Raw genomic sequence first — 13,131 nt, forward strand, 5'->3', positions numbered from 1 at the left:
GATTTAGTTTCGCTCTGGTGACCCGGCCGCTGGCGTCAGTGTTCGGCAAGCGGATTGCTGCGCCGCCCCTACAGCCCTTATCCTCGACACTCTGCCCGACCCAATCCGGAGCCGCCATGGACCTCGCCACCCTCGCCCTCTTCCTGCCCGCCTGCTTCGCCCTGAATATGGCGCCTGGCCCCAATAACCTGCTGTCGGTGAGTAACGCCACCCGCTACGGCTATCGCACCTCCTGCCTCGCCGGCCTTGGCCGCTTGCTGGCCTTCGCCGGCATGATCGCCCTCGCCTCCGCCGGGTTGGCGGTGGTGCTGCAAACGTCGGAGTTGTTGTTCTACGGGATCAAGCTGCTCGGCGCGGCGTATCTGTTTTACCTGGCCTATCGGCTATGGCGTGCAGACCCGCAGGCAGAGGCGGAAACGGCCACCCATAAGGTGGGCTTATGGGGTTTGGCGCGGCAGGAGTTTCTGGTGGCGGCGGGCAACCCCAAGGCCATCCTGATCTTCACCGCCTTCCTGCCGCAGTTCGTGGTGCCCGGCCAACCCGTCACCGCGCAATTCACCTTGTTGGGCGCCCTGTTCCTGGCCCTGGAATGGATCGCCATAAGCGCCTACGCCTACATGGGCCTGCATATGCGTCGCTGGTTTGCTGAGCCGAGGGGCAAGCGCCTGTTCAATCGCTGCTGCGCGGGGTTGTTGTCGGCGGCGGCGGCGATGTTGTTGACTGCGCGTCGGACTTGAGCGCTCAGGTATGCCCTGCGGGAGCGCTCGAGCCTTAGCGAGGCCGCGATAGCGGTAGGTCAGGCAGCACAAACTCCAACTACCCCATCGCCTTCCAGCCTTGGCAAAAAGGGAGGCCGTTTACTTCATTAAAATATTCCAGCTCCCTTTTTCCTAGCCAGGTCACCCCTTCGTCAGGTCAACCAACGGCGTCTGCCGAACCTCAGTTTCCCGCCCGTCCTGAATCTCGCTCACCTGTTTCAAAGCCTTATCGACAGCCGCCTTATCCGCCAACAAGCTGTAGCTGATGCGAAATTGCTTGTGTTCCTTGGGCCCAATGGTGGGCACCAGATTCAGCGGCCTCTGATAACGGCGGTTGTAGGAAAAACTGGTCCCCGGCTCCAGCCCCGTGACATAGCCCTGGCCTTGGGTATCGGTGTTCTTCCACAGGGAAAACACCGGCAGTGTCTGCGTATTGAAACCGACCGAAACGCCCAGGCTGCCGGCCTTGTTATGCAGCACGGTCAAGGTATCGCCCTTGGCATCGGCATACGGCACCACGTTGTAGACCGTTTCGTCGTACTCCTTGGTCGGCGCGCGGTAGGTTTGCCAGTCGGCCAATTCGCCCTTGGCCTTGTCGTTGAACGGCGAGACCTGCTTCACCGGTGCGGCGAACCGAGCGCCCTGCTCCAGGAACGGGGTGCTGAAGTTACTGTGATACAGCGCCTGGTATTCCTTCGGATAATCACCGTTGTTGGTCAGGGTGTCGTTGAGGGCGAACACCACGCTGCCCGCTTCGGTCACCAGTTCGGTCGCGACGGAGAAGTCGACCTTCTTGAATGCCTGCTCTTTCAGCTCGCCGCGCAGGGTGATCGCGTACGGCGGTTTTTCATCGATGTGCAGGGTGACTTTATTCGCAGGAATATTGGCGGCCCGGCCGTGCAGGGTCAGCAACTCGCCGTTATCAACGCCAGGGTGCCCGACCCATTCGTATCCGCAGCGGGTGACCAGCTCATTGAAACCTTCCAGCCAGCCCAACCCACCGCGGCCATTGAGCTCGATGAACGACGGATTGACCACCTCCTTGACCGGCGAATCCCACCCCATGCGCACATCGCCGACCGAAGCCTGCAACACATTCATTCCGCGCGTCGGTACTACCGAAAGCTTCATCGTGCCGTTATCGATGTCCACAATACTCACGCCCTCCTGCCGACCGCCGTGCAAGGTGCGCAGAGTAACGCTGAAGGGTTTGTCGGTTTGTATGCCGAGCTGCTGGCTGGTGATCTGCCAGTTCTGAGCGGCTTTGTCGGTGTCCAGCAGGACGTAATCCCAGGCCATGGCGTGGGAGGCAGCGGACAGTGTACTGAGGGCGATGAAGAGTTTGAGCGGGGTCATGGCGGTAGCCTTTCTTGGAGTTGTGTGCGATTTATAAACTCGATGAAACGTTTCAGCAAGCTTAAAACGCACCACAATGCGGGTAACCGCCAGGAAGAGAGTTGGCAAAAACCGGAAGATGACTCAGTGCGCTCAATGATTCAGAAGCCCCGCTCGATGTGCTGCACGCGATGGGTGACTACCGTATTCGCACAGTGACTCAGGTACCGAAAACATCGCCTTTCGGGGCGAAGTGGAAGCTGACCGCGTTGTGCTTTCAGACTTCGCACAATTGTTGGTTATACCTTTGGGTGATGGGTGTGAACTGAGGGATGTTATCGGGGGGCAATTGCAGAAGGAGGTTTCCGAAGTAGAGGTTGCGTCTGCCGCGACCATTAGCTAGTGGAAAACTCCCCGCGCTGGAGTCGAAAAGGCCAGCGCGTGGAGATAAAGGAAATGTCACCTCGTCGAGCGCAATCGGCCAGAAGCGGCCCGTGATGAACGGTAGCTTTCTACGAAAAATGTCCGATCGAATCAAATCACTTTTTAACCGGTGTATCCCAGCATTCGGGATTAAGCGAGCATGCGTTGTATTGCCGATCCATCAACGCCATGCGGTTGAGATGGGCATCAGTGGCGGCGTTCAGTGATTGCTCACTGGTGACTATGTAGCGCGCGGCTCTATCGCTCATGCGTGCACTCCATTGGCGCCGAATCTTTTCATCCAAGGCTTTTGGTGACGTGGCCATGGCTTGAAGTGTACCGTCGTCTACTCGGCTCAACTCGTCGCGGTAGGTTTCGATGTACTGGGCTCGTGCGGCGTCGTGCTGGTGATTTAAGTCGTACTGGAGCGCTTCCAAGTTTTGCTTGTAGAGGGTCCAGTAACCGTCAGGCAGCACGCCACCGTCTTTCTTTCGTAACGCGGCAACACGCCCATCGTTGTCGGTATTGGCGCTGAGTACCGGCTTGAGCGACGAGATGATAACGGGGTCATTGCCGATAATCTGGTTCATCAACACAGTACGTAAACTAGTCTGAGGCAGACTCTGGCCCAAGGGCTCCACATGGAACGGCTCCGCTGGTTTCAGGGAAACAGGTTGGCTCGCGCAACCTGTAACCAACAAGGCCAAAAAGAGGATCGACGAGAGAGGATGGCGTAAAAACATAAGCTACCCATCAGCATGGTTGGTTAGGGAATCGAGCATAACACCCGTCAACCAACAGTGTCATTTTGACATCGATCCAGCCCTGTCAACCTTCCTGTTACCGGAGTGCAAGCCCGACTCCACTTATACTGCCTGCCGCCGCAGGGTCAGGATGTAATCAGCTCGGGTCGGCTTCTGCCCGTCATGATAGACGTCTGTAGGCCAAGTGCTGCCCGAATGCCTCGATTCGCAAGATCGCTCGCAGCGTCCATGAAGCCGCTCGCGATGTGGCTCGGCGCATTGCGGCAACGCCGGCATATCAGCGCTCCCGCCACGAACGTAAAAAGGTCGAAATGTTGTTTGCCCACCTCAAGCGCATCCTGAAATTGGGTCGCCTGCGGCTACGTGGCATGAGTGGCGCGACCGATGAATTCACGCTGGCCGCTCGGTGCAGAACGTGCGACGGCTGGCCAAATTTTCATCTCAAGGGCCACCAGTCACGGGATAGGTGCGCCTGCACCCAGCAAAAAACCTCAAATTAACCCACTAATAAGAGCAGCAAAGGTCACCGAAGGGCCGAAAAACCACTCAAAGTGGTGAGTCGGTTCTCCGGTGGTCGTGCCTGGGTTCAGGCGTTCTGAAAATCCGAGTTTTTCAACAGAATCAGCCGTTTTCCGCCCATCAAGACAGCAAGCACTGTTAAAAATCGTCGAAATACTCATCTTCAAGCAGCATGTCTTCAAAAAAAGCGCCAAAGGTGTTTTCCTGGTTGCGGATATGAATTTCCAATACCCATAGCTGGCTGCTTGGGGTGAACTCAATGTCGGACATTGCCCCGCCGTAGGCCGCAGAGTGAGGAAAATCTGAAAGCCTGTGGCCATTCAGGTCCAGGTTCAGCAGCCAGCCGCGACGCTCAGTGGCATCGACCGCAAACTGATAAAGCGCTTTGCCCGTTGCACCGGTTTTGAGCCAATGGCTGCGTACTTCATGGAAAATCGCTTTCGAATCAGCCGCGCAGCGCGCCTTTTCCGAGTCTTCGCCCGTTACAAACGTCTGACCGCCGTCGCCCTCCCACTCTTGCCAAGTCGGGCCGATATCGATGAAGAAAATATCGTCCTTACCCAGCACCATACCGGGCTGCGAAGGCGCGCCAAAGGTTTTGGTCGTATTTCTGCCAAACCTTACAAAAACACCATGCCACCCTTTAAGCATCTCACGCTCGGCCAGCACATCCTTGGCCAGTTCCAGCGCATCCTTTTCGACCATGCCCGGCCCGATTTGACGAGCGATGTCCAAGATCGCGTTCCGGGTCATCTGCCGCACTTTCATCATGGTGCTCACATTGTAGTGTTGGCCGACGGCTTCCAGAGCGTCACGATCAGCTAAGTTCAACATGGGTATTCTCCCGTTCCAAGAGTGAGTCGTGGACTTTCAGTGAGTAAAACCTGCAGGCCTTCCAAATCAGGGCTCAAGGCGATCTGACAGGCAAGACGATCGTGGGCGCCTGCACCCGGTAAAGCCCGCAGAAGCCGGGCTTCGGAACGCGTGGCCTGGGGCAACGCCTCAAACCACGTTTTAGGCAGCGTCAGTCGGCAAGTGCCACATGACTGTTGACCATTGCAGACGCCCTCGACCAACTGAACGTCGCGCAAAGCCTGCATCAGAGTTCCATCGGCGCGGACCCGCACAGGCTCCGAAAATTGGCTGTCTGGCCGCGTTACGTTGACTGTCAGTGTGGGGATGCCAGCCGCTTTCGAGGCACCGGCTGCAGCAAGCGGTAGCGCATCCGACGCGCTGAATGAGTCGGCGCAGAACTGCGATGCCGGCAAACCGTTGCGCTCGCCAAGCAGCTTCGCGGCGGCGCTGACCATTGCCGGTTTGCCGCAGGCGACTACCCAGGCATGAGCCAGAGAGGTGTGCTGCGCTGAAGCTATGTGCTGCACATAACGCTTGTCGCCGGGGATCTCGCGACTAAGCACCGGAATAAAGTGAAACTGTAAATACCGCCGTTCGAGCGCAGCGAATTCATCATGCAGATAAAGATCGTCGCGCGATGGAACCCCCCAATACACACGAATATCCTTACCCTTCCCGGCTGTCAGGGCATCCGTGACCATTGCTCTGATGGGCGCGATACCCGTGCCGGTCGCCAGCAGGATGGCCTGCTCCGCTTGATCAAATGAATCTGGCCAGACGCACTGACCGAACGGGCCACGCACCTTCAACAGGCCCAACGCCTGGGCGCCTTGCTTGACACGCTGCGAAAACCGCCCCCCCGTGTACAACTGCACGTGCAGTTCCAACCGGCCATCGGCCTGCATGCCAGTGGCGGGAGAATATGCCCGGAGCGTCCCATCGTTCAGTTCGACAGTGACGTACTGCCCGGCTCGATAGCAAAGTGCGGTCTGGCCTGCGGGCTCCAATTGCAACACCGCCACGCGTGCGCCGGCCCGCGTTACAGCGACCGCACGGTATGAATGCACTCCAAGCGCCTGTTCAAGCGCGTGCATGGGGCAGCCCTTCATGCAGGAAACCCAGCCGGCTCATTGGCAATGAGCCCTGATGTGCCCTAACACTTCTTCATTGTCCTCAATAAAGCCGAACGAACCACTGCGTTCCAAGAATGCCAGTTCAACGCGTGCGCACTGGAACTCGAGTTGAAGCGCCGGATATAACGCACGGTCAAAACGTCCGGCCAATACCTTGGTCGGCGGCACCAAGTGGTCGAGCAACGGCCTGAAATCGGGGATCTGCAACAATTGCCCACCGATGGTGAAATCAACATCGGCACCGCAAAACAGCGGATAAAGCTCGGTATTGCGTGAGCCCGGCTCACTGAACAATTTGCTTGCGTTAGCCGGGTCATAGAACCTGACCACGGTGGCCGCCTGGCCGAACAACGCTTGCATGCGCGGCGAGGTGGACACTTCGCCTAGCGCGTGCAATTGGCTTATCTGCTCCCATACATGGGGCAACTGGGTGGCAATGACCTGATTGATATTTTCATGGTTCTGCTGCCACATCTGCGGGCTATGCAGAGAGTTGCAAAGCAGCACGGACCGCACCAGGTCGGGCTGGTCCAATGCCACCTGCAGGCTGATCAGGCCCCCGTAAGAAAAACCGAACAGATGAGCACCTTCAGGGCAAAGTTGGCTGATCAATGCCTTTATATCGAGTACATCCTGCGCGAAGCTGACAGCGCCCAGATCGTCCGGTTTATCGGAGCGCCCCCGGCCATACAGGTCCACATAGATGACCCGGAAATCGGCATGCAGCGCGTCAAAGTGCGGATGAAACAGGGCGTGCGAGCCGGCCGGCCCCAGCCCGGAGAGCAACATCAACGGCTGCCCGTCCCCCGCCTGCTCGACCCAAAGGCGTTTGCCGCGCACCTCATGGAACGCGCCGGGCGCGTGTTGTACCGGTGACGTTGTCATGCAACCCCCTGCATATCCTGTTGAAAAACCTCGGCTTCGGCCTGCCGAACAGCTTCTACATCCCTGGCAAGTTGCTGCGGGTCGTCGTTAGCCAGTACCACAAAGCCCAGTGCCAGGGTTGCGAACAGATCCTGGGTGGCCGGCACAGCCTGACCTTCCTTGACCTGAATGCTCGCATCGACATAACTGCCCAGTGCGCCAAGGGCGTGCAGTTTTTCAAGATTGCGCGCGATGCAAGGCGCCAATGCCCGGAAAAAAACCACGGTCATATGCTTGAGCAGGGTGAAGCGCTTGGGCGGTGTGACGCTTTGGGCAAAGTACCTCACTGACCGATGAACCTGGCTGTCGCCGGTAGCGATGACGCACAGCGCCGGGTGCCCGCCCCCATGAGGCCTGGCGCCCAATTCGATCAACCGTGGGCCATCTGTCGTCTGCATGATTTCGATATGGGAGTTACCCCAGGCAATACCCAGCGCATCGAGCACCCGCTCGGCGTAGGCGGCCAGGGTTTGAATGATCGGGTCGTCGTGGCTGACCCACTCCATCTGGTCATAGATGGCCATGCCATTGGCGTTGGCCAACTTGGAGTATTTGCATACGCTGCACAGGGTGTGGACCCCTGCGTAACTGAACGTGTCGACGACGTACTCGGTGCCTGCAAGGTACTCCTGAACCAGCACCCTGTCGTTGATAATGCCCAAGCGGTTGGGCTTATCGAGCAGCCGCGTGAACGCCACCTGCAAGCTTTCATCGGGGCTGACCTTGCTGACGCCATCGGTGCTCGCGCTTTTGGGTGGCTTGACCACCAGATGCCGGTGCGTCAGGCCATTGTCCACGCGCCAACGTTGCACGCTCGCAAATTCGTTGGTGCATATCTGCTTCATCATGGGTACGCCCGCCGCAGACACCGCAGCGGCCATAAGGCCCTTGTCACGCCGTGCAAGGGCAAGCCCCGGCGCATTGGCAGCCTGGGGCAGCAGCATGGGTGCGAGGCGTTCAGCAAGCTCCACCCCGGACTCGCACCCGGTCAACACGCAGATCGGCGAGTAATCGCGCAGCTCAGCAGCCAGCGCCTCCAAATCGGCGGCAGGCGCTACATACACCTTGAAAAAATCCTGAGGCCGATACGACGCGGCATACACCCCTGGCGGTTCGGCGCACGACAACACCGCAACCAGCCTGACGCCCACACGCGCAAACTCTTTGGCGAACTGATTGCCGGATGAATACGGATCGACAATCACCGCGTAACGCTGAATGGAGCGCGTCATGATACGGCCCTCGTCATTTCGCTGATTTTGCTGCAGTAACGCGTCCATGCATCCTCCACCGTAGGGCTGAGAGAGCGGGCGCGGATGGCGGCGTGGACCATGCCGGGCTCGATGACCAATTCCACGTCGATGCCTTGGTGCTGCAATGCTTGCGCGTAAAGCTGCGCATCAATCGCCAGTGAATCTTTTTCCGCGCCCATCACATAGGCCTTGGGCAAACCGCTGAAATCACCGGCAACCAGGGGCGAGACGTAAGGGTGCGCGGTGGTCGAAGGGTCCGGGGTATAACAGGCCGTATAAAACTCCATCTCGCCGCCGGTCAGCAGTGGCGCATCATCACCGCCGTTGCGCCAGCGGGTAAAATCCAAGACCGGGCTTATCAGGGCCTGGCCGGCAATCGCGGGGCCATTGCGGTCACGCGCCATCATGGCAACCGCCACCGCCATATTAGCGCCTGAACTGTCGCCCGCCAGGATGATCCTGTGTGGGTCGATACCCAGGGTATCCGCCTTTGCGTGGGCGTAGAGCAGTGCGGTGTAACAGTCTTCCAGGGCCACCGGGAATGGATGCTCCGGTGCCAGCCGGAAGTCCACGGCCATGACCTTGATCCGAGACTTCGAAGCGATTTCCGCCGCGACAGAATGGTGTGTGTCGAGGGACCCCATGACAAACCCGCCGCCGCGAATATAAATAACCAGACCGTCATTCATCGCCTGCGACGGTTGGTAGAGCCTGAACCGCAGGTGCGCATCGCCATGGGTGACATTGTGTTCCGCCCAGTGCACATCCAGCGGCAGCTCATAAGGAAACTCGACCACAAGGCTCTGGTACAGACGGCGCTGCTCCTCCATCGCATAGGTGAAGAAATCGGCAGGCATTACAGCATTACAACGATCAACGAACTCTTCGATACCCGGTGCGTAAGTCATCGCAATGGCTCCTTTCAGCTGTGGGAAGAATCTGTACTAAAGGAAATATTGGCTTCACGCAGATCCGCCAGTATTCCGCGGCGAATAAGCGGTAACAGGCACAGCGCGGTACCAACGCCGCCCACCCAGAGTGTCCACTCGAGCCCAACGTATTTAATGATCAATGAGGTCATCACGCTGCCCAGGGGAATTGCGCCCCAAATCATGAAGCGCTGCACTGAGTTGACGCGGCCGAGCAGAGACAACGGCGTGTCGGTCTGCCGCAGGGTCAGGGACGTGGGGCCGAACACCCCCTCCCCCAACCCGTGCAATACGCTGGCGGCGATCAGGCCGGCGATTGATCCGGAGGCCCCAAAGACGGCAATCAGAAACAACCCGCTGACCGACGTAGCGGCGGCAATCACCAGGGTGCGCGCCATGCCGAAGTGTTTGAGCAACCGCGCGGCGATCAGGTTGGCGATCGGAAAACCAATAGCTGCCGCACCAATGACCAGGCCAATCACGCTGGGCGCCAGCAGCAGGATGTCCTTGCAATACAGCACCAGGCTGGTCTCGATAACCGTCAAAAACAGCACATACACGGCACCGCATAAAAACACCGGTTCAAGCTTGGGGTGCGAAAACACGAACTTCAGGCCGGTTTTTATATCCTCCATGATGGAGGTGCGTGCCGTGGAGGCATGATCCTGCGCAGGTGCCACGGCCGTATCACGGATAGCACCTAAGGTAAGGATCGACATCAGGAACGAGCAGCCGTTAAGAAGAATCGCCATTGGCGGACCGAATACCGTGATCAACGGCCCCGCCCCTATTGGCCCCAGGGTGCGGGCAATCGACTCGGAGAAAAACAATTTGGCATTGCCTTTCTGCAAGTCGGATGCAGCGGAATAGATTTCCGGCAGGAACGAGTTGTACGCCACCTGGAAGAACACCGTTGCAATGCCGGCAATTAGGATCAGGCCCATCAGCATCGGGAATGTCAGCAAGCCAGCCATGGCCATGAGCGCGATCGTCACGTAGACCAACATTTGCAAAAGGTCCGCCACGATCATGGTTTTTCGCTTGGGCAGCCTATCGATCAAGGCGCCAACCGGCAGGCCAAACGCCAGGAACGGCACAAACATCAAAAATGGCAAAAGCACGGCTTGTGCCGCCGATGCGCCGACGGTCTGCACCGCCAGGAACGGCAGCGCGATCACCAGGAATTGATTGCCCAGCAGGCTGAGCGACTGCCCCGACCAGAGCAAATTGAAGTTTTTGTGGTCGGTGCGCCGTAACGGATCTTTTTGTTCAGTGTCCATACACCCTCTCCTGACTCAATAACCAACGTCGTTCGAGACCTGCCGAGCAAAGTGGTCTATCAACTGGCAATATTTTCAAACAGCAGGGAGGCAAGTTGTTTACCAAACCGAACGCCGTCGCAACTCAGGTTTAACGAGACTCGGTAATCGTAGGATTTTCTAACGTAAATGGGGCAGTCAAATAATTGGACGGCCTGCATCCAGTGTGAACGAACATTATGTGGGTCATTGGATAAACACGTGTCCTCTTTAAGAAAGAGATCAAACCAAAACACAATGCCCTGCGCCAGCGCATTGGCAGTGGCGGTAAATCTCAGTTCCTGGTGAGCATCAAAAATAAATTCGTTCTTGAAGTCGGCACTGTAGAAGTCCACGGTATTACTAATCAGTCGATGCGGCCAGGTCTGCAAGCGCACCGGAAAATAACCCGTGGTCTGGAAACTGTTGAATGCACTGACGTCGAGACCAAAAATATCGTCATACACGTAGTTTAGGTTGGCTACCTCCTGACTTGATAATAAGCAGGCGTTCAGTTTCACCGACTCAGGAATGATAATGGCGCCGGGATTGAGCAATTCACGTTTTGCATGAGTCAGCGCGTGACCAAAACCTTCGCCAAAAAAACCGCAATCTACGGTTTCGGAAATCATTATCTCGATATTGCGCGGAACATCCTCACCCGAGACTAGATCAGTTGACAGTTTATTGATAACAGTAATGCGATGCTCCAAACCATTTGTTCGGATGATTTCCTCGGCCTTGGCAGCCACCAGTGGGTTGAATTCGCACGTGTAAACATGCTGCGCACCCTTTCGGGCAATCAGCATCGCCAACAAGCCTGAGCCGGTGCCAATATCAAGCACGGTTTTATTGGTAAAGTCGGTTGCATCAATGGCGTCAAAAAAAGCCTGATTGCGTTGCTGGTCGTTCAGCATGGAAAAATGCCAGCGGGGGATGGTGGCTATCAACGGGTCATTTACATTAATGGTAGTAGCTTTAAACACAGCCTCATTGTTATGACTCAACATGCTAAATCTCCGAAGTTTGGCGATGCGTCCAGTTCAGGGGGATTGATCAGACGTTGTAAATAAGCCTTTCGAAATTTTGAAGGCCGACCCAGACCGTGTTCGCGTTTTCCACGAAGGCGATATCCAGGTAATGAATCCGACACTTCTTGGTCTTTTTACCATGCCAGGGACAGATCACCGACTCACTGTCTTCAGTGCCATGAGTCAGCGGGCCGCCTCGGTGCTGGCAGGTCATGTCCTTGAACTTTATCTGCCCGTCTTCGTCGCGCTGCATTTGGATATATTTACCGGCCGTCTTGATAACCGGAGGTGTCTGAGATTGATCAAAGGCTATAAGTTGCATATTGGCGATAATCCCCGATAGACAGAATTCGATATTTGCAAAAGTCAGACAAGACCAGCGCACCGTGCAGGCGGTTTTTTGCGATCACCACGCAGTCGCCGGGCGAGAGATCACTGAAACAATCCGGGCCGTGACAAAACCGCAGCAAGCCTTCATCGACAATACAAAACTCGTCACCATCATGAACGTGCGGAACAGACAGCTCCCCCTTGGGCTCATTGAGGCAAGCCACAGGTATGTTTGCAATATTTTCCAACACCGCTTGTTTGATATCCATCGCCAGCTGGCGATAGAGGGGACGCTTGTCCATCCAAGTGATCTGCGCGCACAAATCATCTTCCATGATCTGCTGGAGCATGCAGGACATTTCAATACCACGCACGAACTCGGGATACACCGCCGGCCCGTAGCGTTCCGCCAGCGGCAATAAAATTTCATTTAAGGTCATGGAGCCGTGAAAATCGTCGATATGCACGTGTTCGGTGTAATAGCGCGCGTCCACATCAGGAAAGTGTTGCAACAGTAAGCTCCTGACTCTGCCGCAATAGGGCCCGAAATAGTTTTCTGCATAAGTGATTGCGCCGACATATTCAAAAAAGCATTCTGGGCTTCGCGTCAGTTTATGAAAATAGTTATTGTTGAGCAGCGAGGATGTCAGGTAGAAATTCCAATAAGCATGGGAGTTGTCCAGCATGCCGATAGACTTCAACGTCGACTTGAACAGCGTACTGTGCTTGGTCGCGTGTTTGCCATAACCGAACTCATCGAGCAATACGCGGAATACGGCAGATTGCGCATCACCATAATCGCCTTTTGCAAACCTCGCCATATGCGAAGACTCAGGCAGGAAATCCACAGCGTGTTGTATCAGTAACAACTTCAGCATCAATTGCGGGTCATTGGCACTCTGAACCAAGCTCAAAGAATCTGATACGGCTTCGCCACGGGGTTCCAGCTTTTCTGCAAGAAAGCACTTGAACAGCTCTTTGCTCCACCCCCCGCCAACTTTAACCTGATCCTGTAAATCCCCCAGAACCTTTTTCTCAAGCGGGGCAATCAGCTCATTCGCCGCAGCGGAGTGCTATAGGCAGTTTTGAGATCTTCTATAATAGTGTTGGAAGTAGCGGGCAGGTAGAGGAAGTCTTGTTCGTACAGCGCGGTAAGCGTTCGGTTCATTGTCAGGGATGAATAATTGAACAGCGTACTTTGCGTAACACTGTCAAATGTAGTGTAGGGAAACGCTTGCGGTCGAAGGGGGCGTTTCCAGACAGAGTCAGGTTCTACCCAGTCTTCGCCGTCATGGAATAGCTCTATTTCACCCAAGCGTTTCATAAGGCGTACAAAGTCTTCAGCCACCTGCATATCCATTGCACCACTCCAAAATGATTAGGTTTATCGATAGAACCAAAGCATTTATCGTTAGGCATAGCGCATGTCGGCGGCGCAATAGCCTTACACCGCGCGTCAACACTACGGTGGCAGCGAGCGGCAGGGTCAAAATATTGCAAAATATTTCACAGAAAACTCCGTTTCTTGCTTTGATATTTTTTTTAAATCTAAATTTTTTTCACCCGCCACACAGAACGC

13 protein-coding genes and 2 pseudogenes are annotated in these 13,131 nt (G+C 56.1%); 3 read left to right on the forward strand and 12 right to left on the reverse strand.

What is annotated here, in order from left to right:
• Positions 1-116: 116 nt before the first annotated feature.
• Positions 117-737, forward strand: coding sequence for a LysE family translocator (locus tag Q1V60_RS11365; RefSeq protein WP_300630312.1), 621 nt, complete (start codon positions 117-119; stop codon positions 735-737).
• 162 nt (positions 738-899) lie between these two features.
• On the opposite strand, the gene Q1V60_RS11370 is transcribed toward Q1V60_RS11365, so the two are convergent.
• A complete protein-coding gene (locus Q1V60_RS11370; protein WP_300630313.1) occupies positions 900-2,114 on the reverse strand; it encodes an aldose 1-epimerase family protein in 1,215 nt (404 codons plus the stop codon).
• Between the two features lie 125 nt (positions 2,115-2,239).
• Between Q1V60_RS11370 and Q1V60_RS11375 the strand changes: the two are divergent.
• Positions 2,240-2,496, forward strand: a pseudogene (locus Q1V60_RS11375) (hypothetical protein); the annotation flags it as partial.
• Positions 2,497-2,632: 136 nt separating this feature from the next.
• On the opposite strand, the gene Q1V60_RS11380 reads toward Q1V60_RS11375, so the two are convergent.
• Complete coding sequence (locus Q1V60_RS11380) at positions 2,633-3,106, reverse strand: hypothetical protein (RefSeq protein ID WP_300630315.1); 474 nt, start codon at positions 3,104-3,106, stop codon at positions 2,633-2,635.
• A gap of 356 nt (positions 3,107-3,462) precedes the next feature.
• Between Q1V60_RS11380 and Q1V60_RS11385 the strand changes: the two are divergent.
• A pseudogene (locus tag Q1V60_RS11385) lies at positions 3,463-3,746 on the forward strand (transposase); the annotation flags it as partial.
• Between the two features lie 191 nt (positions 3,747-3,937).
• Here the strand turns inward: Q1V60_RS11385 and Q1V60_RS11390 are convergent.
• From Q1V60_RS11390 to Q1V60_RS11435, 10 genes are all read right to left on the reverse strand, one after another.
• Positions 3,938-4,633, reverse strand: a complete 696-nt coding sequence (locus Q1V60_RS11390) for a M24 family metallopeptidase (protein WP_300630317.1) — start codon at positions 4,631-4,633, stop codon at positions 3,938-3,940.
• Entirely contained in the window at positions 4,627-5,748 is a 1,122-nt protein-coding gene (locus Q1V60_RS11395) for an FAD-binding oxidoreductase (protein ID WP_300630318.1), read from the reverse strand. Before Q1V60_RS11395 ends, Q1V60_RS11390 begins: the two co-directional genes overlap by 7 nt.
• Before the next feature lie 33 nt (positions 5,749-5,781).
• Positions 5,782-6,672, reverse strand: a complete 891-nt coding sequence (locus Q1V60_RS11400) for an alpha/beta hydrolase (protein WP_300630320.1) — start codon at positions 6,670-6,672, stop codon at positions 5,782-5,784.
• Complete coding sequence (locus tag Q1V60_RS11405; protein ID WP_300630322.1) at positions 6,669-7,943, reverse strand: ATP-grasp domain-containing protein; 1,275 nt, start codon at positions 7,941-7,943, stop codon at positions 6,669-6,671. The genes Q1V60_RS11400 and Q1V60_RS11405 overlap by 4 nt, the downstream gene beginning before the upstream one ends.
• Complete coding sequence (locus Q1V60_RS11410) at positions 7,940-8,872, reverse strand: alpha/beta hydrolase (protein WP_300630324.1); 933 nt, start codon at positions 8,870-8,872, stop codon at positions 7,940-7,942. The genes Q1V60_RS11405 and Q1V60_RS11410 overlap by 4 nt, the downstream gene beginning before the upstream one ends.
• A 14-nt stretch (positions 8,873-8,886) precedes the next feature.
• Positions 8,887-10,173 (reverse strand): MFS transporter, encoded by a 1,287-nt coding sequence (locus tag Q1V60_RS11415; protein WP_300630326.1) that lies wholly within the window; start codon positions 10,171-10,173, stop codon positions 8,887-8,889.
• 59 nt (positions 10,174-10,232) lie between these two features.
• On the reverse strand, positions 10,233-11,201 hold the full coding sequence (locus Q1V60_RS11420) for a 50S ribosomal protein L11 methyltransferase (protein WP_300630328.1): 969 nt from the start codon (positions 11,199-11,201) through the stop codon (positions 10,233-10,235).
• 46 nt (positions 11,202-11,247) lie between these two features.
• A complete protein-coding gene (locus tag Q1V60_RS11425; protein ID WP_300630330.1) occupies positions 11,248-11,544 on the reverse strand; it encodes a Rieske (2Fe-2S) protein in 297 nt (98 codons plus the stop codon).
• Positions 11,525-12,430, reverse strand: coding sequence for an iron-containing redox enzyme family protein (locus Q1V60_RS11430; protein ID WP_300630331.1), 906 nt, complete (start codon positions 12,428-12,430; stop codon positions 11,525-11,527). The genes Q1V60_RS11425 and Q1V60_RS11430 overlap by 20 nt, the downstream gene beginning before the upstream one ends.
• A gap of 170 nt (positions 12,431-12,600) precedes the next feature.
• Complete coding sequence (locus Q1V60_RS11435) at positions 12,601-12,912, reverse strand: hypothetical protein (protein WP_300630332.1); 312 nt, start codon at positions 12,910-12,912, stop codon at positions 12,601-12,603.
• Positions 12,913-13,131 lie beyond the last annotated feature (219 nt).

It is taken from the genome of Pseudomonas sp. (assembly GCF_030147005.1).
Lineage (GTDB): Bacteria > Pseudomonadota > Gammaproteobacteria > Pseudomonadales > Pseudomonadaceae > Aquipseudomonas.

What these genes read in the sequence shown, in the direction of transcription:
- Q1V60_RS11365 (WP_300630312.1), top strand. Translation starts at nt 117, where the DNA reads ATGGACCTCGCCACCCTCGCCCTCTTCCTGCCCGCCTGCTTCGCCCTG.
- Q1V60_RS11370 (WP_300630313.1), bottom strand. Translation starts at nt 2,114, where the DNA reads ATGACCCCGCTCAAACTCTTCATCGCCCTCAGTACACTGTCCGCTGCC.
- Q1V60_RS11380 (WP_300630315.1), bottom strand. Translation starts at nt 3,106, where the DNA reads ATGAACCAGATTATCGGCAATGACCCCGTTATCATCTCGTCGCTCAAG.
- Q1V60_RS11390 (WP_300630317.1), bottom strand. Translation starts at nt 4,633, where the DNA reads ATGTTGAACTTAGCTGATCGTGACGCTCTGGAAGCCGTCGGCCAACAC.
- Q1V60_RS11395 (WP_300630318.1), bottom strand. Translation starts at nt 5,748, where the DNA reads ATGCACGCGCTTGAACAGGCGCTTGGAGTGCATTCATACCGTGCGGTC.
- Q1V60_RS11400 (WP_300630320.1), bottom strand. Translation starts at nt 6,672, where the DNA reads ATGACAACGTCACCGGTACAACACGCGCCCGGCGCGTTCCATGAGGTG.
- Q1V60_RS11405 (WP_300630322.1), bottom strand. Translation starts at nt 7,943, where the DNA reads ATGACGCGCTCCATTCAGCGTTACGCGGTGATTGTCGATCCGTATTCA.
- Q1V60_RS11410 (WP_300630324.1), bottom strand. Translation starts at nt 8,872, where the DNA reads ATGACTTACGCACCGGGTATCGAAGAGTTCGTTGATCGTTGTAATGCT.
- Q1V60_RS11415 (WP_300630326.1), bottom strand. Translation starts at nt 10,173, where the DNA reads ATGGACACTGAACAAAAAGATCCGTTACGGCGCACCGACCACAAAAAC.
- Q1V60_RS11420 (WP_300630328.1), bottom strand. Translation starts at nt 11,201, where the DNA reads ATGTTGAGTCATAACAATGAGGCTGTGTTTAAAGCTACTACCATTAAT.
- Q1V60_RS11425 (WP_300630330.1), bottom strand. Translation starts at nt 11,544, where the DNA reads ATGCAACTTATAGCCTTTGATCAATCTCAGACACCTCCGGTTATCAAG.
- Q1V60_RS11430 (WP_300630331.1), bottom strand. Translation starts at nt 12,430, where the DNA reads ATGCTGAAGTTGTTACTGATACAACACGCTGTGGATTTCCTGCCTGAG.
- Q1V60_RS11435 (WP_300630332.1), bottom strand. Translation starts at nt 12,912, where the DNA reads ATGGATATGCAGGTGGCTGAAGACTTTGTACGCCTTATGAAACGCTTG.